We start from the raw sequence: 19,459 nt of genomic DNA on the forward strand, positions 1-19,459 counted from the left end.
CGCGACGGCGTCACGCCCCCTATTGCGCGGTTCCCGGCCGATATTCCCTGCATTTGACGTAGCTTTCACCGCACATCGCTGCGGTCTCGTGCCTGCCCATGTCTTCACCCTCTTCTGCCGCATCCGCCCGGGACACCACGCCGGCCCTGCCCGCCCACGACCATCGCGCCGTGATGCGGGTGATCGGCGGCATCGTGCTGTGCATCCTGCTGGCCGCGCTCGACCAGACCGTGGTGATCCCGGCGGTGCCGGCCATCGCCAATGACCTGAACGGCTTCAGCCACCTGTCATGGATCGTGACGGCGTACCTGATCGTGTCGACGGTGACCACGCCGCTGTACGGCAAGCTGTCGGACAGCTTTGGCCGGCGGCGCCTGCTGATGGTGGCGATCACGCTGTTTATCGGCGCCTCGGTGGCATGCGCGCTGGCGCAGACGCTGGGCCAGCTGATCCTGTTCCGCGCGCTGCAGGGCGTGGGCGGCGGCGGGCTGATGTCGCTGGCGCAGGCAGCCATTGCCGATGTGGTGGCGCCGCGCCAGCGCGGGCGCTATCAGGGCTACCTGGCCACGGTGTGGGCGGTGGCGTCGATCGCCGGGCCGCTGGTGGGCGGCTGGGTCTCTGACCATATGTCGTGGCGCTGGCTGTTCTGGGTCAACGTGCCGCTGGGCCTGCTGGCGATGTTCATGTGCTACCGCGGGCTGGCCATGCTGCCGCCGCGTGGCGGGCGTGCGCGGGTGGACTGGCTGGGGGCGCTGCTGCTGGCGGTGGCCATCGTCGCCTTCCTGCTGGCGATGAGCTGGGGCGGCGACGTCTACGACTGGCTCTCGCCAGAGCTGGGTGCCCTGCTCCTGGCCGCGGTGGCCGCCGTGGTCCTGCTGACCTGGCAGGAGCGCCGCGCCGCGGACCCGATGCTGCCGCCGCGCCTGTTTGCCAACCGCGCCTATGTGATGGGCGTGGCCGCCTCGGCGCTGGCCGCGCTCGATATCTTCCTGTGCATCTTCGCCCTGCCCCTGCACTTCCAGCTGGTGCGCGGCGCCGATGCATCCGCCTCCGGCCTGCTGGTGATGCCGTTCCTGCTGGCCACCGTGGCGGGCAACTTTATCGTGGCGTGGCTGGCGCCGCGCGTGGGCCGCATGCGCGGCATCCTGACCGCCGGCTATATCGCCGGCGCGCTGGGGCTGATCGCACTGGCACTGGTGACGCCGGCGGTGCCGCTGGCGGTGGTGCTGGCGGCGATGACGCTGGCCGGCGTGGGCCTGGGCATGACCATGGTGGCCACGCTGATGAGCGTGCAGAACGCGCTGGAGCGCCGCGACACCGGCGCCGGCACGGGCGCGCTGCTGGTGCTGCGCTCGCTCGGCAGCGCGTTGGGCGGGGCGCTCGCCGGCACGCTGCTGACGCTGGAATTCCGCCATGCGCTGGCGGCCTCGGGGGTCACGCAGGCGCTGGACCTCGGTGCGCTGCGCCACGGCAGCGAGGCCTTTGCGCAGCTGTCGCCGTCCGTGCGCGCGGTGCTGGCAGGCGGCGTGGAGTCGGGCTTCCACCTGATCTTTGCCGCGGGCGCGGCGGCGGCGGTGCTGGCGCTGCTGATCGTGCGCCGCATGCCTGACCTGGAGCTGCGCGGCAGCGTCACCGAACACGCGGCCACGCTGGCGATGGACTGACCGGCGCGGCATCCGTCAGGCCGCCATCGGCGTAAACTACGCGTACCCGATACAGCAAGCCGACCACCGGAGCCCCGTCGCCATGATCCGTCGTCCCCTGCTTTCCAGCCTGGCTGCCGCCCTGACCCTGGCGGCGGCCAGCACCGCCCTGCTGCCGGCGCCCGTGCGCGCCGCCGACAAGCCCGCCGCGGCGCCTGCCGCGGGCGCCTGCCCCGCCTCGCTCAACTTCACCTTCCCGCGGCTGCAGGACGATGTGCCGCAGAACCTGTGCCAGTACGCCGGCAAGGTGGTGCTGGTGGTCAATACCGCCAGCTATTGCGGCTTCACGCCGCAGTACGAGGGGCTGGAGGCGCTGTACGCCAAGTACGGCGCGCGCGGGCTGGTGGTGCTGGGCTTCCCGTCCAATGACTTTTCACAGGAGCCCGGCTCGCAGAAAGAGATCGCGGACTTCTGCTACAACACCTACGGCGTCAAGTTCCCGATGCTCGGCAAGTCGCATGTGCGCGGCAGCGATGCCAACCCGATGTACGCGCTGCTGGCAAAGCAAACCGGCACCACGCCCAAGTGGAATTTCTACAAGTACCTGATCGGCCGCGACGGCCAGGTGGTGGCCAGCTACGGCAGCCGCACCAGGCCGGACGACAAGGAACTGGTGGCGAAGATCGAATCGCTGCTCGGCGCGCAGCGCTGAGCGAGCGATTCCGCGCGCGGCCGGGTTCAGTCGCGCACCAGCCCTTCGGCCCGCATCGCTTCTTGCACCGCCGGCCGCGCCGCAACGCGCGACAGGTACTGCTGCAGCGCCGGGTAGTCGTTGAGCGGCAGCTTCAGGATGCGCGCCCAGCCGACGATGGTGAAGCAGTACGCATCCGCCACCGTGAACGTGTCGCCCATCAGGTACTGCCGGGTTTGCAGGTGCTGGTCGAGTTCGGCAAAGCGCCGGTGCAGCCTGGCCTTGCACTCGTCCTGCGTGCTCTGCGCGGTTTCCTTGTGCCACAGCCACGGGCTGAAGACCTTGTGCAGTTCCGTAGAGACCAGCGTGATCCAGCCGGTGGCTTCCAGCCGCTCGCGCGTGCCGGCGGCGGGCAGCAGCGCGCGTTCGGGCACCAGGTCTGCGATGTATTGCAGCAGCGATGCCGCCTCGGTATGGCGCGAGCCGTCGTCGAGCTGCAGCAGCGGCACGTAGCCGCGCGGGTTGATGGTGTAGTAGTCGTCGGTGCCGTTTTCAGGCACGGCCAGCTTGTGGCGGAGCAGGTCGACCTTGGCCAGCGTGACCGGCAGGCCGGCTTCGCGCAGGGCGATATGGACGGCCATCGAGCAGACGCCCGGAGTGTAGTAGAGCTTCATTGCGATCCTGTGGTGGTTGCCTGGCCGCCACGCCATGCGGCGGCCGTGCAGGCAGTCTAGGATCGCCCCCCCTTATGCAGCAATGCGCGTCCTTGCGGACGCGCATTGCAGATTTGCACAGGACTAAGTTTGCGCTCAGTCGAGCAGCTTCGCCAGCGCCGGCGGCAGGCCGGCATTGGGCTTGCGCGGCGGCCGCGCGAAGCTGCCCTGCGTGGCGCTGCCGGCGCGCAGGGCCACCAGCGATTCGCAATGCCGCACCGCGCTCGACACGCCATCCACCACCGGCACCGGAATGCGCCCTTCCAGCGAGCGCGCCAGTCCCGCCAGCGGCGCGCCGGCGACGATGATCACGTCGGCGCCGTCCTGCTCGATGGCTTGCAGGGCAAGTTGTTCCAGCCGCGCGGCATGGTCTTCCTGCACGCTGCCGATATCGCGCAGGGGTTCCTGCAGCGAGCGCACGCTGGCCAGCCGCGACGACAGGCCGTTGGCCGCCACGCATTCGCGGTACCACGCCTGGATGCGGTGCGAGATCGCGATGATGGAGAAGCGCTGCCCCAGCAGGCACGCGCTGGCCAGCGCGGCTTCGGTCATGCCGACGACGGGGACGTCGAACAGCTCTTTCAGCCCGGCCAGGCCGGGGTCGCCGAAAGCGGCGACCACCAGGCCGTCGAACTGGCCGGCGTGTTCCGCGGCAGCGCAGGCCGTGGCATAGCCGCCGACCAGCGCCTCGAAGCGGGTTTCGATATAGGCCACGCCGAAGGCCGCGGTGGCCATCTGCAGCGTGGTGGTGGCGGCGGCGGTGCGCCGCGCTTCCGCCTCGATCAGCGCCGTGACGGATTCGCTGATATTGGGATTGACGATCAGGAGTTTCATGGTCGGGATGGGTTGGCTGCGGGCGTGGCGATCAGCCCAGCATCGGCGCGCCCGCCGGCAGGAACTGCCCGCGTCCGGCCTGGGGTTCCTGGTACTGGCCATCGCGCACCAGCATCTCGCCGCGCGAGAAGCAATGCACCGGCCAGCCGGTCACTTCGATGCCTTCGTACGGCGTGTAGTCCACCGCGTGGTGCAGCGCGCTGTTGCGGATCTGCACGCGCTTGTTCGGGTCCCACAGCACGATGTCCGCATCCGCGCCGATGGCGATGGTGCCCTTGCGCGGATACAGGCCATACAGCCGTGCCGGCCGCCACGAGGTCAGTTCGACAAACTGGTGCAGCGACAGCTTGCCGCGCGCCACGCCATCGAACAGCAGCGGCAGGCGCGTCTCGATGCCCGGCACGCCGTTGGGGATGTGCTCGAACGAAGGCCGCTCGCCGCCCGGCTGCTTGCCTTGCGGGTCGTCATAGCGGAACGGCGCATGGTCTGACGAGAACACGCTGAACACGCCATTGGTCAGCGCGCGCCATACCGCGGCCTGGTTCTCGGGGTCGCGCGGCGGCGGGCTGCACACGCACTTGGCGCCTTCGTAGCCGTCGTCGCCGGGCAAGGCCATGTCGTCGGCGGTCAGGTACAGGTACTGCGGGCAGGTCTCGGCCAGGATCTGCAGCCCCCTGCCCTGTGCCCAGCGGATCTGCTCGATCGCTTCCTTGCCCGAGACATGCACGATCAGGATCGGCACGTCGACCAGTTCGGCAAAGGTGATGGCGCGGTGCGTGGCCTCGCGCTCCACCGCGGCGGGCCGTGCCAGGCCGTGGAAGCGCGGTGCGATGCGCCCTTCCCCGACCAGCTTGTCGGTCAGCCACGAGATGCAGTCGGCGTTCTCGGCATGCACCATCACCAGCGCGCCGTTCTGCTTGGCGACATCCAGCACCGACAGCATTTCGCGGTCGGACAGCTTCAGGTCGTCATAGGTCATGTAGACCTTGAACGAGCTGTAGCCCTTGCGGATCAGCGCCGGCAGTTCATCGGCCAGCACCGCCGGCGTGGGGTCGGCCACGATCAGGTGGAAGGCGTAGTCGATCACCGCGCGGCCTTCCGCGCGGCGATGGTAGTCCGCCACGGCAGCCTTGAGCGAAGCGCCCTTCTCCTGCGCGGCAAACGGGATCACGGTGGTGGTGCCGCCGCACACCGCGGCGCGCGTGCCGGTGAAGAAGTCGTCGGCCATGCGCAGGCCGTCGGGCATGGGCTGGTCGAGGTGGCAATGGCCATCGACGCCGCCGGGCAGCGCCAGCAGGCCATCGGCATCGATCTCGCGCGCGCCTTGCGGCAGCGCGTGGCCGAGCGCGACGATCTGCCCGTTGCGCACGCCGATATCGCAGCGGAAGCGGTCGGAGGCAGTGACCACGTCCGCGCGCCGGATCACCAGGTCAAGGCTGTCGTGAGCGGACATCGGCTTACTCCACTTCGCGGAACAGGCGGCCCCAGCCGCGCAGCTCACGCGTGCCCACGCCGCACAGGCGCAGCGACTTCCACACCACGGTGGAGATGGTGTCGTACAGCGGAATGCCGGTTTCGGCTTCAAGTTCTTCGGCCAGGTGCGCGGCGCGCAGGTTGGTGCAGAAGGTGGTGATGGCCTGCGGCTGGTGCTGGGCCAGGCCGCGCACCATCTCGCGGATGGTGTCTTCCTCGACCTCGGCGAAGCTGTAGTTCACATGCAGGTCCAGGTGGCTTTCGGCCACGCAGTGAAAGCCGCTGCGCTCGTAGTTGGCGATGATGCGCTGCTGCACGTCGTCCAGGTACGGCGTGGCCAGGCCGAAGTTGCGCGCGCCGGTCTTTTCCAGGATCTCGTTGAGCGCCAGCACCGAGGTGGTGGCCGGGATGCCGGTGGCTTCGGTGATCTGCTGGCACAGCGCTTCATCCTTGTCGAAGCCGAGCCAGCCGGAAGACGTGCCGTTCCAGGCGATGACATCGACGCGGGCATCGGCCAGCAGGCTGGCGGCGGCCAGGATCTTGTCCAGGTTGAACTGGCCCAGGGCCTGGTCGCGCAGCGAGATCTCGGTCACGGTGAAGCGCGAGAAATGCGCGCTGACGTTGGGCAGGCCGGCAACCATCGCGCTGGTGATGGGTTCGAGCGCAGTATTGGAAGACGGCGTCAGCATGCCGAGGCGGATTTGCTTGGTCATTTTGCTTTTTGTCTCAGGAGTGGTTGCGAGGGCCGGGACATTGCCGGCCCTTTCGCGGGTTTTTCGGAGCTCGGTGATCCGACGGGTCTTCAGACCGGGATCTTAGTCTCGTAGTCGATGGCGGTGGAAGCCAGCAGCAGGCCGACGCCAGCCGCGGCGAAGAACATCAGCGCCAGGAAGTACGAGCCGGTGAACTGCACGATCATGCCGACGATGATGGGCACCGTGATGCCGCCGATATTGCCGCCCAGGTTCATCACGCCGCCCAGGAAACCGATCTTGTTGCGGGTGCCGAGCATCGACGGAACGCACCAGAACAGGCCGCACCAGCGCAGGAAGAACAGCGTCGACGACAGCAGCACGACCACCACGATCGGGTCGGTGACGTAGGCCACCGAGAAGATCGAGACCGTGGCCACCACCGCGGCGATGCCGAACAGCGTGCGCATCACCACATTAGGCCGGCCGCCGGCTTCCTTCCACTTGTCGGCGATCCAGCCGCCGATCAGTTCGCCGACGAAGCCGCTGAAGAAGATGATGAAGCTGGCACCGCCCATCTGTTTGATGTCGAAGCCGTGCACCTTGTTCAGGTAGTTGGGCATCCAGGTCAGCAGGCCGTAGAACACGGTGTTGAAGCACATCCAGCCGATCGCCATGCACCACACCGAGCGGTACTTGAAGAAGTCCAGCGAACGGCCCGACAGGTTGGCCGGCTCGGCGCGGTGTTCATTGGCCTGGGCCTCCTCGATGTAGCGGGCTTCCAGTTCGTTCACGCCGCGGTGCTCGCGCGGGGAGTTGCGCACGTAGTACCAGGCCAGCACGCCGGCCAGCACGGTGCCGACCCCGGCAACGATAAAGGCCAGGCGCCACGAACCCAGCGTGGCGATCAGCCACGTGATGATGATGGCGCCGAGCGCCGCGCCCAGCGGCGCGCCGCCGTCAAGCAGGGTGGCGCCGCGGCCGCGTTCGTTCTGGGTCATCCAGATCGCGTTGAGCTTGCCGCCGGCCGGGTAGATCGGCGCTTCGGCCGCGCCCAGGCCGAGCCGGGTCAGCAGCAGCGCGGTGGCGTTGGTGGTGAAGGCTGCCACGGCCTGGGCAATGCCCCAGAACACGGTGGCGCAGGCGATCACGATGCGCGGCTTGTACTTGTCGGCCAGCATGCCGCCCGGCACCTGCATCAGCGCATAGGTCCAGAAGAACGAGCTGAGGATCAGGCCCTGCATGGTGGGGCTGAGGTCGAACTCCTTGGCGATCAGCGGCATCGCCACTGACAGTGAGGCGCGATCGATGTAGTTGATCGCGATGAGGAACAGCATCATCAAAAAAATCTTCCAGCGAACGGAGGTCTTGGCCTCCGTGACCACTGTCGCCCGGCTTGTCGTCTGCATGACGGCGTCTCCTGTTTTAGTCCTTGGGTGAGGCAGTTCTGTTGGCGTTTTGCGCAACAGGCCGGAGTATAGGATACGTAATCTGTAATTACAACGCGTGTAAGTCATTGATTTTGCGATGTTGCGCATGCACAATTTTGGTATGTGGTAGCCTTGTCGTGGTGCATTTCCCCATTCTGGTGACGTCTGTGACACAAACGCTTTCCCAAACCACGCGCCTGCGCACGCTCGGCATGTCGGCCGAAATCGCCGCCCGGCTGCGCACCATGATCGAAGAGGGCGAACTGCCGCCCGGCGCGCGGATCGATGAACGGGCCTTCTGCGAGACCTTCGATGTCTCCAAGACGCCGCTGCGCGAGGCGCTGAAGGTGCTGGTGTCCGAGGGGCTGGTGCTGCACCGGCAGTACATCGGCTACCGCGTGGCGCCGCTGGACCTGGAGGAGCTGCGCGCCACCTTCGAGACCCTGCACGGGCTCGAGGCGCTGGCGGGCGAACTGGCCGCGCAGCGCCTGGGCGCGGCCGCCATGGCCAAGCTGGAGCGGCGCCACCAGGCCATGATCGATGCGCATGCGGCGGGCCGGCGCACCGACTATTTCCGCATCAACCAGGAAATCCACCAGCTGATCATCGACGGCGCCGCCAATCCGGTGCTGGCCGGCGTCTATGCCACGCTGATGAGCAAGGTGCACCGCGCGCGCGGTGCAGCCAATGCCGATACCATCCGCTGGCAGGAGTCGCATGAGGAACACGAGGCCATCATGGCCGCGCTGCGCGAGCCCGGCCGGCCGCGCCTGGCGCAGGTGCTGCGCGCCCACTCCGAGAACACCGCCAGGGAAGTCCTGAGCGTGGTGGCGCAGACCCTGGCCGAGGCCGGCGCAACCGGCGCAATCGGCGCCACCCTCAAGAAGTCCGCCTGAACAACCCCTGAAAACAACGACGACGATGAAACTGGTTCGAGTAGGCAACCCCGGCGCCGAGCGCCCGGGCATGATCGATGCGCAAGGCCGCGTGCGCGACCTGTCCGGCGTGGTGGCCGATATCGGCGCGGCGCAGCTGGCGCCGGCGGCGCTGGCGCGGCTGGCGCAGGTGGACCCCGCGTCGCTCCCGGTGATCGACGGCGCGCGCTTTGGCGTGCCCTGGAGCGGCGTCGGCAAGATCGTGGCGATCGGCCTGAACTATGCCGACCACGCCGCCGAGGCCGGCATGCCGCTGCCGGCCGAGCCAATCGTGTTCCTGAAGGCCAACAGCTCGCTGAATGGTCCCAACGACGCGGTGATGCTGCCGCTCGGCTCGGAAAAGACCGACTGGGAAGTGGAGCTGGGCGTGGTCATCGGCAGCACCGCGCGCAATGTCTCGCGCGAAGCGGCGCTGAACCATGTGGCCGGCTACTGCGTGGTCAATGACGTGTCCGAGCGCGAGTTCCAGATCGAGCGCGGCGGCACCTGGGACAAGGGCAAGGGCTGCGACACCTTCTGCCCGGCCGGCCCCTGGCTGGTGACGCGCGACGAAGTGCAGGACCCGCAGGCGCTGGGCCTGTGGCTGGAGGTCAACGGCGAGCGCGTGCAGAAGGGCAGCACCGCCACCATGGTCTTCGACGTGGCCACCGTGGTCAGCTACGTCAGCCGCTTCATGACGCTGCTGCCGGGCGACCTGATCGCGACCGGCACGCCGCCGGGCGTGGGCATGGGCTTCAAGCCGCCGCGCTTCCTGAAGGCCGGCGACACCATGCGCCTGGGCGTGGACGGGCTGGGCGAGCAGACGCAGCGGGTAGTGCCCTACGGCCAACCCTGAGGGCAGGGCAGTGGCATCGCGTCACCCTTCGGGGTGACGCATGCCGGCAGCGCTGCCGCGGGCAAATCCGCGGTCCACAATGGTTCCCCATCGATACGCTTTCACACAAAGCGTTTGGTTTCCATACAAAGCGTACGATTAGGGCAACAGTTCCGGTGCTGAAACGGGCCGGATTACATGGTTTTACAGGAAATCGCACGCTTGGCGTTTCGCTCGCGTTTTCTGCGTGAAATACTGGTTATACAGGTTTCGCCAGAGAGCAAAACACCATGTCTGAGCACGCCCCCGAAATCGAGTCCTATCTCGGCACCACCCTCACGGCGTCCCCCACGTCACCACTCAAGCACCGGTACTGCGCGCTGGCCGACACCCTGGACAGCCGCGCCGAACTCGAAGTCATCCGGCGCAATATCCACCAGCATCCCGAACTCGCCTTCGACGAGGTCCGCACTTCGGGCCTGGTCGCCAGCCTGCTGGAGACGTGGGGCTATACGGTCACGCGCGGCGTGGGCGGCACCGGGGTGGTCGGCACCCTGCGCTGCGGCGACAGCGGGCACAGCGTGGGCATCCGCGCCGACATGGACGCCTTGCCGATCCACGAACGCACCGCACTGCCGTACGCCAGCGTCAATGCCGGCCGCATGCACGCCTGCGGCCACGACGGCCATACCGCGATCCTGCTCGGCGCGGCAAAGCAGCTGGCGCGCACGCGCAACTTTGACGGCACCGTGCACCTGATCTTCCAGCCGGCCGAGGAAATCGGCGCGGGCGGCGGCGCCGAGCGCATGCTGGCCGACGGGCTGTTCGAGCGCTTTCCCTGCGATGCGATCTTCGGGCTGCACAACCATCCGGGCGTGGAGCAGGGCACCTTCCTGTTCCGCTCGGGCCCCTTCATGGCGGCATGCGACACGGTCACCATCACCATCCGCGGCAAGGGCGGCCACGCCGCGCGTCCGCACCAGTCGGTCGACCCGATCCTGGTCGCCGGCAGCCTGGTGATGGCGCTGCAGTCGGTGGTGGCGCGCTATGTCGACCCGAACGAGACCGCGGTGGTGACGATCGGCACGCTGCACGCCGGCCACGCGCCCAATGTGATCCCGGACAACGCGCGCATGGAGATCAGCGTGCGCTCGTTCAACCCCGAGGTGCGCGCATCGGTGGAGAACCGCATCCGCCAGCTGGCCACGTCGCACGCCGAGGGCTACGGCGCGGTGGCCGAGGTCGACTATGTGCGCGGCTACCCGGTGCTGGTCAACAGCGAGCGCGAGACCGAGTTCGCGCGCCAGGTGGCCGAGGAGCTGGTCGGCGCCGGCAAGGTGGTGGACCAGGCCGCGCGCATCGCCGGCAGCGAGGACTTTGCCTACTTCCTGCAGCAGCGCCCGGGCTGCTTCGTGCGGCTGGGCAACGGCGCCAACCAGCCGCTGCTGCACAACGCCGGCTACGACTTCAACGACGACAACCTGACCGTCGGCGCGGCCTACTGGACGCGGCTGGTGGAGCGCTACCTGGGGTGCTGACCAGCCTGGCGCCCCCGCTCAGCGGAAGAACGCGCTTGGCGGCACGCCGAACTGCCGCCTGAACATGGTCGCAAACGCGCTCGGGCTGTCATAGCCCAGGTCCAGCGCCACATCCACCACCTTGCTGCCGGCGGCCAGCTTCTCCAGCGCCGCCAGCAGGCGCGCCTGCTGGCGCCATTGCCCGAAGGTCATCCCGGTTTCGCGCGCAAAGCGGCGCTGGATGGTCTTGGGGTCCAGCCCCAGCCGTGAGCCCCAGTCCGCCAGCGTCAGCGCCGTGTCGGGCGCACCGGTGATGACATCGCAGATCTGCCGCAGGCTGTCATCGGCCGGGCGCGGCAGGTGCAGCGGCAGCGACGGCACCAGCATCACTTCATCGAGCAGCAGCCGCATCAGCCGCGCGTCGCGCGTGTCGGGAGCGTAGGGCAGGGGGATGTCGATCGCCGCCAGGATCAGCTCGCGCAGCAGCGCGGAGATGCCCAGCACGGTGCAGCGCTGCGGCAGGTCGGGCGCGGCATCGGGGCGGATATAGGCGGTGCGCATCTGCACCCGGCCGACCATGCGGATCCAGTGCGTGGTGCCGCCCGGCATCCACATGCCGCGCGTGGGCGGCACGATCCACTGGCCTTCGGCGGTGGCCACCACCATCACGCCGTGCACGGCGTGGATCAGCTGCGCGTGCGGATGCTGGTGCGGGTTGGTCACGTGGCCGGGCAGGTAGTCGGCGGCCATGGCGGTGACGGGCAGGGGGCTGCGGTCGAAGCGGACGTAGGGCGGGGGATCGGCGTAGGTGTCGCCCAACGCCAGCGTCTCGGGCGTGGGGGCAGGGGGCACATGCTGATCGCGGGGGCGGCGGCGGGCCGCGCCTGAAGCAGAAAGGGGGCGAGGGGCGCGCGGCATGTCCTTTTCTCCAAGGTCGGGGACCTATTCTCGCAGGACAGGCGCAGGGGCGCCAGCTAGCATCGGTGCTCAGTTCCTTCCAGGCCGGCGCCCCCGCTGGCCGCTTTCCGTCTGTCGAGAGCCGCCAATGAGCACAACCATCGACTCCGCGCCTGCTGGCGCGACACCGTCCGCGACATCCCCCCAGGCCGAACGCACCGGTTTCCGCGTGCTGTCGGCGATCAGCTTCGCCCACTTCCTCAACGACATGATCCAGTCGTTGATCCTGGCGATCTATCCGATGCTCAAGGGGGGCTTCAACCTGAGCTTCACCCAGATCGGCCTGCTGACCATGACCTACCAGGTCACGGCATCGCTGCTGCAGCCGGTGGTGGGCCTGTACACCGACAAGCATCCCAAGCCGCATTCGCTGGCCATCGCCATGGCGTTCACGCTGGCGGGCTTGCTGCTGCTGTCGGTGGCGCCGAGCTACGGCGTGCTGCTGGTGGCCGCGGCGCTGGTCGGTACCGGCTCATCGATCTTCCATCCGGAATCATCGCGCGTGGCGCGCATGGCCTCCGGCGGCCAGCACGGGCTGGCGCAGTCGATCTTCCAGGTGGGCGGCAACGGCGGCAGCGCCATGGGGCCGCTGCTGGCCGCGCTGATCGTGCACCAGCAGGCCAGCCTGGCGTGGTTCTCGCTGGCGGCGCTGGTGGGCATCGTGGTGCTGTGGCGCATCGGCGGCTGGTATGCGCGCCAGCTGGCGCAGGGCGCGCGCAAGCACAAGGCCGCCGGCGCGGTGGCCAGCCCGGTGCCCACGCGCCTGGTGGTGCGCGCCATGGTGGTGCTGATGGTGCTGGTGTTCTCCAAGTACTTCTACATGGCCAGCCTGACCTCCTACTACACCTTCTACCTGATGGAGCGCTTCGGGCTGGCGCGCCAGGACGCGCAGCTGCACCTGTTCATGTTCCTGGCCGCGGTGGCGGCGGGCACCATCCTGGGCGGCCCGATCGGCGACCGCATCGGCCGCAAGCGCGTGATCTGGGCGTCGATCCTGGGCGTGGCGCCGTTCACGCTGGCGCTGCCGCACGTGGGCCTGTTCTGGACCACGGTGCTGACCTTCATCATCGGCTTTATCCTGGCCTCGGCGTTCTCGGCGATCCTGGTGTTCGCGCAGGAGCTGATTCCCGGCAAGGTGGGCATGGTGTCGGGCCTGTTCTTCGGCTTTGCCTTCGGCATGGGCGGCATCGGCGCCGCGGTGTTGGGCGGCATGGCCGATACGCACGGCATCCGCGCGGTGTACGAATACTGCGCCTACCTGCCGCTGCTGGGCCTGCTGACGGTCTTCCTGCCCGACCTGCGCGAGCGTCCGCAACGGGCCTGACGCTCAGGCCGGTTCATTGCCTTCGCCGCCACCGCCCGGTGGCGGCTCGAACATGCGCAGCCAGCGGCGCAGCAGCGCAGCCAGCTGCGCGCGTTCCGTCGCGGTCAGGTCCGCCAGCAGGCGGTGCTCGTTGGCCACGTGCAGTTCCAGCGCGCGGTCGACGCGCTCGCGCCCGGCTTCGGTCAGTTCCACCAGCAGCCCGCGCCGGTCTTCCGGATTGGGCTGGCGCCGCACCAGCCCGGCCCGCTCCAGGTGGTCGAGCCGGTTGGTCATGGTGCCCGAAGTAATCATCAGCGACCCGATCAGCGCGCCCGGCGACAGCGCATACGGCGGCCCCGCGCGCCGCAGCGTCGCCAGCACATCGAATTCCCACGGCTGCAGGCCGGTTTCCCCAAGCGCGGCTTCAATGGCCCGGCTGGTATGGCGGTTGAGCCGACCCAGCCGGCCGATCACGCCCATCGGCGAGGCATCCAGGTCCGGGCGCTCTCGCGCCCATTGGGCGAGAATGCCGTCGACGTGGTCAGGTGTTTCTTCGGGTTTGCGGCGGGCAGTCATCGAGGAGCAGTGTGCGGATACGCGGGTGGCAGGAATACCGAAGTATCTTGACATCAAACAATCGGCTTCGTAAAGTCTATTTATCTTGACATCAAGAATATCGACATGAAGGCGAATGGATCTTCCTCCCTGGCCGCGTCCGGCGGCGTGACCCTTAGGGACATCCTGCTGACCGGGCTGGCCCCGGCGATCTGGGGCAGCACCTACCTGGTCACCAGCCAGTGGCTGCCGCCGGGGCAGCCGTTGCTCTCGGGCGTGATCCGGGCGCTGCCGGCCGGGCTGGCGATGCTTGCCTTCGGCCGGCAACTGCCGCGCGGCAGCTGGTGGTGGCGCGCGGCGGTGCTGGGCGTGCTCAATATCGGCTTCTTCCAGGCCATGCTGTTTATCGCCGCGTACCGGCTGCCGGGCGGCGTGGCGGCCACGGTCGGCGCGATCCAGCCGCTGATCGTGGTGGTGCTGGCGTGGGCCTGGCTGGGCGCGCGCCCGCGGCCAGCCGCCTGGATGGCGGGCGTGGGCGGGCTGCTGGGCGTGGCGCTGCTGGTGCTGGGCCCGGCCGCCCGGCTCGATGCCATCGGCGTGGCGGCGGCAGCGGCCGGGGCGGTATCGATGGCGGTGGGCACGGTGCTGACGCGGCACTGGCGCCCGCCGGTCTCGCCGCTGGTGCTGACGGCATGGCAGCTGTGCGCGGGCGGGCTGTTCCTGCTGCCGTTCGCACTGGTGCTGGAACCGCTGCCCGGGCATTTCACGCTGGCCAACTGGCTTGGCTATGCGTGGCTGAGCATTGTCGGGGCCGGCTTCAGCTATGCGCTGTGGTTCCGCGGTGTCGGGCGCATGCCGTCGTCCGCGGTGGCGGCGCTTGGGCTGCTCAGCCCGGTCAGCGCCACCGTGCTCGGCTTCCTGGTGCTGGGCCAGGCATTGACGGCAATGCAGGCTGCCGGCGCGCTGCTGGTGCTGGGCAGCGTGTGGCTGGGCCAGCGCGCGGCGACGCCGGCCGCGGTGACGCGCACGCAGCCGGCCTGATCCGATTGCGTCAGCGGCTGCTGCCGGGCGGCGTTTTGCGGCATCATGGCGGGCATGAAGTCTGCCGTGCCCCCGTCCCCGCCACCCATCCAACCCGCGTCGGCACCGTCTGCCACGCCCGCCTGCGAGCGCTGCCTGGCACTCGCCGCCGACCCGCGCCGGCGCGAGCCGCCGTCCTGCCTGGCGCTGCGCTGCACGGTGCCGCTGGTGAGCCAGAGCGCCGCCGGCGTGCCGTTCAGCATGCTTTCCTTTGCCTGCCGCGACTGCGGCACGGTATGGCGCCTGTATGACCGGGCCAACGAACTCTTTGTCTCGTGGGTGCCGGAACGCCCGCTGGTGCGCTGAGCGCGCACGTCCCGATCGGCTAAGATAGCGGCTGCTCCGCGCCAGGCCGGCAAACCGCTGCCGTGCCCGGCGCCCTCCTGTCGAAATCTCTCCCGCATTTCCATCATGGCCTTCCCCTTCCGCTCATCCCTGCTGGCCGCCCTGTGCGTGACCAGCGGTGCTGCCGCGCTGCCTGCCGCCGCTGCCGACGCCTATCCCAGCCGTCCGATCCGCCTGATCGTCGCCTACCCGACCGGCGGCATCAGCGACACCGTGGCGCGCGCGCTCGGCGAGCGGCTGTCGGCGCAGATGGGCACCTCGGTGGTGGTCGAGAACAAGGCCGGCGCGGGCGGCAGCATCGGCATCGATGCGGTCGCCAAGGCTGCGCCGGACGGCTATACGCTGGGCTTCGCCGCGACCAGCCCGCTGACGCTCAACCCGCATGTCGGCCGCGTCAACTACGACCCGCAGAAGGACGTGGCGCCGGTGATGAGCGTGATGTACTCGCCGGTGCTGGTGGTGGCCACCGCCGGCTTCAGCGGCAAGGGCTTTGCCGACGTGGTCGGCCAGGCCAGCGCCAAACCGGGCTCGGTGCGCTGGGCAACATCGGGCCTGGGCACGGTCGGCCACGTGATGCTGGAACAGATCAGGCAGAAGTCGAAGGCCGACATCACGCTGATCCCGTACAAGGGCGCGGGCCAGCAGATGAATGACGCGCTCGGCGGCCAGTTCGAGGTGATGAGCACCAACGCCAGCCCGGTGCTGACCCAGCATATGCAGTCCGGCCGCCTGCGCGCGCTGGCGGTGGGTGCGCCCAGGCGCCTGGAGAGCCTGCCCTCGGTGCCGACGCTGGCCGAGCTGGGCTACCCCAAGGCCAACCTGAGCTCGACCTTCGGCATCTTCGCGCCGGGCAAGACGCCCGCGGCCATCATCAACCGCCTGAACGCCGAACTGAACAAGGCGCTGGCCGAGCCGGAGGTCCATGAGCGCCTGCTCAAGGGCGGCGAGGTGCCGACCGGCGGCACGCCGGCGCAGTTTGCCAAGGCCATTCGCGAAGAGGCGGCGGAGAACGCCCGCATCGTCAAGGACGCGGGCATCAAGGCCGATTAAGCCGCATCGAGGCGGCTGCCCAGCCCGTACACCGACGACAGCCGCACACCGTTGTGCGGCCACAGCGCCAGCTTGGTGCGCACGCGCGACAGGTGGCTGTCCACCGTGCGCGAGGCCGGGTCCATGTGGTAGCGCCAGACCTGGTCGACCATGGCCTGGCGCAGCACCAGCGAGCCCAGGTTGCGGAACAGCAGCACCGCCAGGTCGAATTCCTTGGGGGCCAGCAGCACCGGCTTGCCCTGGACCCACACGCGCCGCTCCGCGGTGGCAAAGCGGAACACGCCGTGCTCCAGGTCGCATTCATCGACCGCCGGCCTGGCGCGGCGCAACAGCGCCAGCACGCGCGCGGCCAGCTCGGCCGTGCGCAGCGGCTTGGGCACGTAGCTGTCGGCGCCTTGCGCAAAGCAGGCCGCGACGAAGGCTTCTTCGTTGGAGGTGCCGGTCAGCATCACCGGCATCTCGTTGCCGAGCGTGCGGCGCACCCATGCCAGCACTTCCAGGGCCGGGATCCCCGGCGTATCGCAATCGAGCATCAGCAGATCGAACGACCTGCCGCGCAGCGCGCCGATCATGGTGCGCCCGCTGAGATAGCGCGTGCACTGATGCCCGTTCAGGCGCAGGGTCTGTTCGATGCTGACGGCGAGGGTCGGGTCCGCCTGCAGCGCGGCGATGTTCACGAGAGTGGCTCCTGCGCGGGCGCATCGGAATGCGCCGATGGATGGACAGAGCTTGGCACTGCGGGCCCGCTCGGCACGCAGCGAAGCCCATGGTAGGAGCGGCCTGCTGAGGCGAGAAGTAAAAGATTGTTGAAAATCGAGATTGAGGTCTTTCCTATTCGTGCCGAAGGCAATGCGGTCTTAAATGTCCCGCTAGTGTCCTGTTCCGTCGGAGACAACACATGGGAAAGAAGATGGCATCGCGCATTGCATCGCTTGAAGACGCGCCCGCGGATGCGGCGCTGATCCGGCAGGTCATTACCGGCGCGGGACATGACTGCGTGACCTTCGCTGAAAGCCGGCGCCTGCTGCTGGCGCTGCGCGACGCTGGCTTCGACCTGCTGCTGCTGGACTGGCAGATGCCGGACCTGTCCGGGCGCGAGGTACTGGCCTGGGTGCGTACCCACCTCGACCGCCGCATCCCGGTGATGTTCCTGACCTGCCGCGAGGCCGAGCTCGACATCGTCAATGCCCTGGCGGCGGGCGCTGACGACTACATGGTCAAGCCGGTGCGCCCGGCCGAGCTGGCCGCGCGCATCGACTGCCTGCTGCGGCGCGCGAATCCCGCGCAGCTGGCGCCGCTCGCGCCGTTGCGGCTGGGCGGGTACGCCTTTGACTGCGCCCTGCGCAAGGTCACCTGCAACGGCGATCCGGTCGGCCTGACGCCGAAAGAGTTCGACCTGGCGGTGCTGCTGTTCCGCAACGAGGGGCGCATCGTCACGCGCGACCACATCACCGCCGCGGTCTGGGGCCGCGAGATCTCGCCGCTGTCGCGCACCATCGATACCCATGTCTCGCGCGTGCGCAGCAAGCTTGGGCTGCAGGCAGGGCACGGCTTGCGCCTGACCCCGGTCTACACGCATGGCTACCGGCTGGAGCGTACCGATCGCCCGGAGCGCACCGAACGGGCTGCCGCATGAAAGCGTCCCGGCTGCACCAGGCGGGGCTCGCCGTGGCACTGTGGCTCGGCGGCCGCTGGCTGGCGCGGTGCCTGCGCGGCCGGCCGGTCGGGCAGCGGCGCGCTGATGTGCGCAACCCCGCCGCCGTGCACGACATGCTGCTGCACGTGCTTGGCCACGACCTGCGCGCCCCCAATGCCTCGCTGCTGGCCTGGCTGGAACTGCGCCGCACGCGGGACCAGGCCGACGCCGCGCTGCTGGCGCAGGTCGGCAGCCATGCGCGCCGTTCGCTGCGCCAGATCGATGACCTGAACCGGCTGCTGCGCGAAACCCGCCACGCCTATCGCATGCGCCGTATCGCCATGGAATCGCTGCTGGATGAAGCGCTGGACCGCGTCTGGACCCTGGCCAGCGAGGCCGGCGTCCGGCTTGAACGGCCGGCCGGCCGCCTGCCGCGCCTTGGCGGGGACCAGGCGATGCTGGCGCAAACGCTGGAATGGCTGCTGACCAGCGCCATTGAGGCCGCCGCGCGGGGGACTGCGCTGCGGGTCACGTGCCGTGGCCATGCCGGCGGCCTGGCGCTGTGGCTGGCGTTCGATCCCGCCGACGACGACCGCGCCGCGCGGCTGGCGCAGCCCGGGGCGGCGCTCCTGTGCGCACAGCGCGTGGTGGCGCGCCATGGCGGCGTGCTGGTGCCGCTGCAGCCAATGGGCGAAGCCGCCTCGCAGGCGGGCTGGTACCTGTGGCTGCGGCGCCGGCCGCGCCCATGAAAAAAGCACCCGAAGGTGTAATGCCGTTCAGTTAAGGTCCTTCTTCAGGTACCGAACGGTGTAGCGAGAAGGTCGCGACTTAACGACCCGTGCGCATGAGCGTGCGGGTCATTTTTCATTTGGGAGCGCCTTCAGGCGCTCGCGCAAGCGCTGTAGCAGTGCAGGCAGTTTGCCGTGTGATCGCGTTGCGGCAGCCCACATTAGTTCGTACTGAATGGTATGGAAGGCACGCACGAAGCTGATGTCGGTCGGGGCGATCTTCGCTTCGAGCGCCGCTTTGGCCATTTCCAGCCGAATCGTGTTGTAGGCAATCAGTGCGCCCCAGATTTCCTGATAGACCCCATCTACCGTCTGGCTGCGCAAGGTCAACTCCATCCCCAGCATGGATTGCTTTAGCTCTCGGTAGCTCGTCTCGATCTGCCAGCGGCGCGTGTAGCACGCGACAATATCGGCTGGCTTGAAACGTCGGCGATCCCGTAGGGAAGTCAGCAAAACGCGCTCGCGCGAGTCGATCGTTCGGATGGCGCGCGCCTCCCAGAACTCGGGCAGTTCCGGACACTTCGCCCGCGCTTGGGGTGACACGCGCATGCGCACCGTAGCATCGTCAGGCTTGCCCTCGACGACATCCCAGCGGGTGTTCGTCTTGGCTGGAATCACGAAGTGCCGATTGTGGCCGCCGATGGTGAGTCCACACAGGATCTCGGCGGCCAGAAAGCCCTTGTCGAAGACAGTAATCGAATCGTCAGGGATGCGCGGTACAAGTTGCTTGGCATACACCATCTCATTGGTGTCGTAGCGGCCAAACTCGACATCGCGGATCAGATGGGTCGGAATGGCGGTCAGCGTGACAGCACGCACCTGCGGATAGCTCGCCAGCTTGCCGCTCGGATAGACCTGGGCCCCGAAGTGCCCGCGATTGGCGGGGCTGTCGGCGGTACGAAGGATCGTCCCGTCCATGGCCAGCAGATTCAGTCCTTTGAACACATAGCTGGGCGCATCCTGCTGGCTCCAGGCATTCGCAGACTGGTGAAACAGCCAGGCC

At 68.5% G+C, this 19,459-nt stretch carries 19 protein-coding genes and 1 pseudogene; 11 read left to right on the plus strand and 9 right to left on the minus strand.

The annotated features are described in order from the left end of the window. Window positions 1–98 precede the first annotated feature (98 nt). The gene (locus tag AC3WLE_RS14950) at window positions 99–1,664 is read left to right on the plus strand and encodes an MDR family MFS transporter (protein WP_492357390.1); all 1,566 of its coding nucleotides are present in this window, start codon (window positions 99–101) and stop codon (window positions 1,662–1,664) included. Between the two features lie 82 nt (window positions 1,665–1,746). Next, complete coding sequence (locus AC3WLE_RS14955) at window positions 1,747–2,355, plus strand: glutathione peroxidase (RefSeq protein ID WP_011614328.1); 609 nt, start codon at window positions 1,747–1,749, stop codon at window positions 2,353–2,355. A 26-nt stretch (window positions 2,356–2,381) separates the two neighbouring features. On the opposite strand, the gene gstA is transcribed toward AC3WLE_RS14955, so the two are convergent. The 5 genes from gstA to AC3WLE_RS14980 all read right to left on the minus strand — a co-directional run bounded on the left by gstA (window position 2,382) and on the right by AC3WLE_RS14980 (window position 7,455). Next, the gene (gene gstA, locus AC3WLE_RS14960) at window positions 2,382–3,008 is read right to left on the minus strand and encodes a glutathione transferase GstA (protein ID WP_492357391.1); all 627 of its coding nucleotides are present in this window, start codon (window positions 3,006–3,008) and stop codon (window positions 2,382–2,384) included. Window positions 3,009–3,143: 135 nt separating this feature from the next. Continuing rightward, window positions 3,144–3,881: an aspartate/glutamate racemase family protein gene (locus AC3WLE_RS14965; protein WP_492321503.1), complete on the minus strand. Its 738-nt coding sequence runs from the start codon at window positions 3,879–3,881 to the stop codon at window positions 3,144–3,146. Window positions 3,882–3,912: 31 nt separating this feature from the next. Next, complete coding sequence (gene hydA, locus AC3WLE_RS14970; protein WP_492321502.1) at window positions 3,913–5,334, minus strand: dihydropyrimidinase; 1,422 nt, start codon at window positions 5,332–5,334, stop codon at window positions 3,913–3,915. Window positions 5,335–5,338: 4 nt separating this feature from the next. Continuing rightward, the gene (locus AC3WLE_RS14975; RefSeq protein ID WP_492357392.1) at window positions 5,339–6,067 is read right to left on the minus strand and encodes a maleate cis-trans isomerase family protein; all 729 of its coding nucleotides are present in this window, start codon (window positions 6,065–6,067) and stop codon (window positions 5,339–5,341) included. Between the two features lie 89 nt (window positions 6,068–6,156). Continuing rightward, window positions 6,157–7,455, minus strand: coding sequence for an MFS transporter (locus AC3WLE_RS14980; RefSeq protein ID WP_010811437.1), 1,299 nt, complete (start codon window positions 7,453–7,455; stop codon window positions 6,157–6,159). Between the two features lie 41 nt (window positions 7,456–7,496). Here AC3WLE_RS14980 and AC3WLE_RS14985 point away from each other — a divergent pair, with 41 nt between their 5' ends. The 3 genes from AC3WLE_RS14985 (at window position 7,497) to AC3WLE_RS14995 (ending at window position 10,763) form a co-directional block, all read left to right on the plus strand. Then, window positions 7,497–8,372: a GntR family transcriptional regulator gene (locus tag AC3WLE_RS14985; RefSeq protein WP_492353274.1), complete on the plus strand. Its 876-nt coding sequence runs from the start codon at window positions 7,497–7,499 to the stop codon at window positions 8,370–8,372. Between the two features lie 25 nt (window positions 8,373–8,397). Further along, window positions 8,398–9,246, plus strand: coding sequence for a fumarylacetoacetate hydrolase family protein (locus tag AC3WLE_RS14990; protein ID WP_492357393.1), 849 nt, complete (start codon window positions 8,398–8,400; stop codon window positions 9,244–9,246). 269 nt (window positions 9,247–9,515) lie between these two features. Further along, window positions 9,516–10,763, plus strand: coding sequence for a M20 aminoacylase family protein (locus AC3WLE_RS14995; RefSeq protein WP_492321498.1), 1,248 nt, complete (start codon window positions 9,516–9,518; stop codon window positions 10,761–10,763). Window positions 10,764–10,781: 18 nt separating this feature from the next. Here the strand turns inward: AC3WLE_RS14995 and AC3WLE_RS15000 are convergent, their stop codons facing one another. Next, window positions 10,782–11,660, minus strand: coding sequence for an AraC family transcriptional regulator (locus AC3WLE_RS15000; RefSeq protein WP_492358689.1), 879 nt, complete (start codon window positions 11,658–11,660; stop codon window positions 10,782–10,784). 127 nt (window positions 11,661–11,787) lie between these two features. On the opposite strand from AC3WLE_RS15000, the gene AC3WLE_RS15005 reads away from it, so the two are divergent. Next, window positions 11,788–13,023, plus strand: coding sequence for an MFS transporter (locus tag AC3WLE_RS15005; protein WP_492353418.1), 1,236 nt, complete (start codon window positions 11,788–11,790; stop codon window positions 13,021–13,023). Window positions 13,024–13,026: 3 nt separating this feature from the next. Here AC3WLE_RS15005 and AC3WLE_RS15010 read toward each other — a convergent pair whose 3' ends face one another. Next, entirely contained in the window at window positions 13,027–13,578 is a 552-nt protein-coding gene (locus AC3WLE_RS15010) for a MarR family winged helix-turn-helix transcriptional regulator (protein WP_492321495.1), read from the minus strand. Between the two features lie 105 nt (window positions 13,579–13,683). Between AC3WLE_RS15010 and AC3WLE_RS15015 the strand changes: the two genes are divergently transcribed. The 3 genes from AC3WLE_RS15015 (at window position 13,684) to AC3WLE_RS15025 (ending at window position 16,032) form a co-directional block, all read left to right on the plus strand. Then, a complete protein-coding gene (locus AC3WLE_RS15015) occupies window positions 13,684–14,598 on the plus strand; it encodes an EamA family transporter (protein WP_492321494.1) in 915 nt (304 codons plus the stop codon). 45 nt (window positions 14,599–14,643) lie between these two features. After that, window positions 14,644–14,943 carry a hypothetical protein gene (locus tag AC3WLE_RS15020; protein WP_492321493.1) on the plus strand — a complete coding sequence of 100 codons (300 nt, stop codon included), beginning with the start codon at window positions 14,644–14,646 and terminating at the stop codon, window positions 14,941–14,943. 105 nt (window positions 14,944–15,048) lie between these two features. Further along, window positions 15,049–16,032, plus strand: a complete 984-nt coding sequence (locus tag AC3WLE_RS15025; protein ID WP_492321492.1) for a Bug family tripartite tricarboxylate transporter substrate binding protein — start codon at window positions 15,049–15,051, stop codon at window positions 16,030–16,032. Here the strand turns inward: AC3WLE_RS15025 and AC3WLE_RS15030 are convergent. Then, on the minus strand, window positions 16,029–16,709 hold the full coding sequence (locus tag AC3WLE_RS15030) for a response regulator transcription factor (protein WP_011614340.1): 681 nt from the start codon (window positions 16,707–16,709) through the stop codon (window positions 16,029–16,031). The genes AC3WLE_RS15025 and AC3WLE_RS15030 overlap by 4 nt on opposite strands. 221 nt (window positions 16,710–16,930) lie before the next feature. Between AC3WLE_RS15030 and AC3WLE_RS15035 the strand changes: the two genes are divergently transcribed. Further along, on the plus strand, window positions 16,931–17,668 hold the full coding sequence (locus AC3WLE_RS15035) for a response regulator transcription factor (RefSeq protein ID WP_492321491.1): 738 nt from the start codon (window positions 16,931–16,933) through the stop codon (window positions 17,666–17,668). Further along, window positions 17,665–18,417, plus strand: coding sequence for a histidine kinase (locus AC3WLE_RS15040; RefSeq protein WP_492321490.1), 753 nt, complete (start codon window positions 17,665–17,667; stop codon window positions 18,415–18,417). The genes AC3WLE_RS15035 and AC3WLE_RS15040 overlap by 4 nt, the downstream gene beginning before the upstream one ends. Window positions 18,418–18,444: 27 nt before the next feature. On the opposite strand, the pseudogene AC3WLE_RS15045 reads toward AC3WLE_RS15040, so the two are convergent. Next, window positions 18,445–19,459, minus strand: a pseudogene (locus AC3WLE_RS15045) (IS4 family transposase); the annotation flags it as partial.

Source organism: Cupriavidus sp. FW306-1B-F12B, assembly GCF_058781795.1.

Excerpts from the sequence above, each read along its gene's own strand:
- AC3WLE_RS14950 (WP_492357390.1), top strand. The coding sequence starts at position 99 with ATGTCTTCACCCTCTTCTGCCGCATCCGCCCGGGACACCACGCCGGCC.
- AC3WLE_RS14955 (WP_011614328.1), top strand. The coding sequence starts at position 1,747 with ATGATCCGTCGTCCCCTGCTTTCCAGCCTGGCTGCCGCCCTGACCCTG.
- gstA (WP_492357391.1), bottom strand. The coding sequence starts at position 3,008 with ATGAAGCTCTACTACACTCCGGGCGTCTGCTCGATGGCCGTCCATATC.
- AC3WLE_RS14965 (WP_492321503.1), bottom strand. The coding sequence starts at position 3,881 with ATGAAACTCCTGATCGTCAATCCCAATATCAGCGAATCCGTCACGGCG.
- hydA (WP_492321502.1), bottom strand. The coding sequence starts at position 5,334 with ATGTCCGCTCACGACAGCCTTGACCTGGTGATCCGGCGCGCGGACGTG.
- AC3WLE_RS14975 (WP_492357392.1), bottom strand. The coding sequence starts at position 6,067 with ATGACCAAGCAAATCCGCCTCGGCATGCTGACGCCGTCTTCCAATACT.
- AC3WLE_RS14980 (WP_010811437.1), bottom strand. The coding sequence starts at position 7,455 with ATGCAGACGACAAGCCGGGCGACAGTGGTCACGGAGGCCAAGACCTCC.
- AC3WLE_RS14990 (WP_492357393.1), top strand. The coding sequence starts at position 8,398 with ATGAAACTGGTTCGAGTAGGCAACCCCGGCGCCGAGCGCCCGGGCATG.
- AC3WLE_RS14995 (WP_492321498.1), top strand. The coding sequence starts at position 9,516 with ATGTCTGAGCACGCCCCCGAAATCGAGTCCTATCTCGGCACCACCCTC.
- AC3WLE_RS15000 (WP_492358689.1), bottom strand. The coding sequence starts at position 11,660 with ATGCCGCGCGCCCCTCGCCCCCTTTCTGCTTCAGGCGCGGCCCGCCGC.
- AC3WLE_RS15005 (WP_492353418.1), top strand. The coding sequence starts at position 11,788 with ATGAGCACAACCATCGACTCCGCGCCTGCTGGCGCGACACCGTCCGCG.
- AC3WLE_RS15010 (WP_492321495.1), bottom strand. The coding sequence starts at position 13,578 with ATGACTGCCCGCCGCAAACCCGAAGAAACACCTGACCACGTCGACGGC.
- AC3WLE_RS15015 (WP_492321494.1), top strand. The coding sequence starts at position 13,684 with ATGAAGGCGAATGGATCTTCCTCCCTGGCCGCGTCCGGCGGCGTGACC.
- AC3WLE_RS15020 (WP_492321493.1), top strand. The coding sequence starts at position 14,644 with ATGGCGGGCATGAAGTCTGCCGTGCCCCCGTCCCCGCCACCCATCCAA.
- AC3WLE_RS15025 (WP_492321492.1), top strand. The coding sequence starts at position 15,049 with ATGGCCTTCCCCTTCCGCTCATCCCTGCTGGCCGCCCTGTGCGTGACC.
- AC3WLE_RS15035 (WP_492321491.1), top strand. The coding sequence starts at position 16,931 with ATGGGAAAGAAGATGGCATCGCGCATTGCATCGCTTGAAGACGCGCCC.
- AC3WLE_RS15040 (WP_492321490.1), top strand. The coding sequence starts at position 17,665 with ATGAAAGCGTCCCGGCTGCACCAGGCGGGGCTCGCCGTGGCACTGTGG.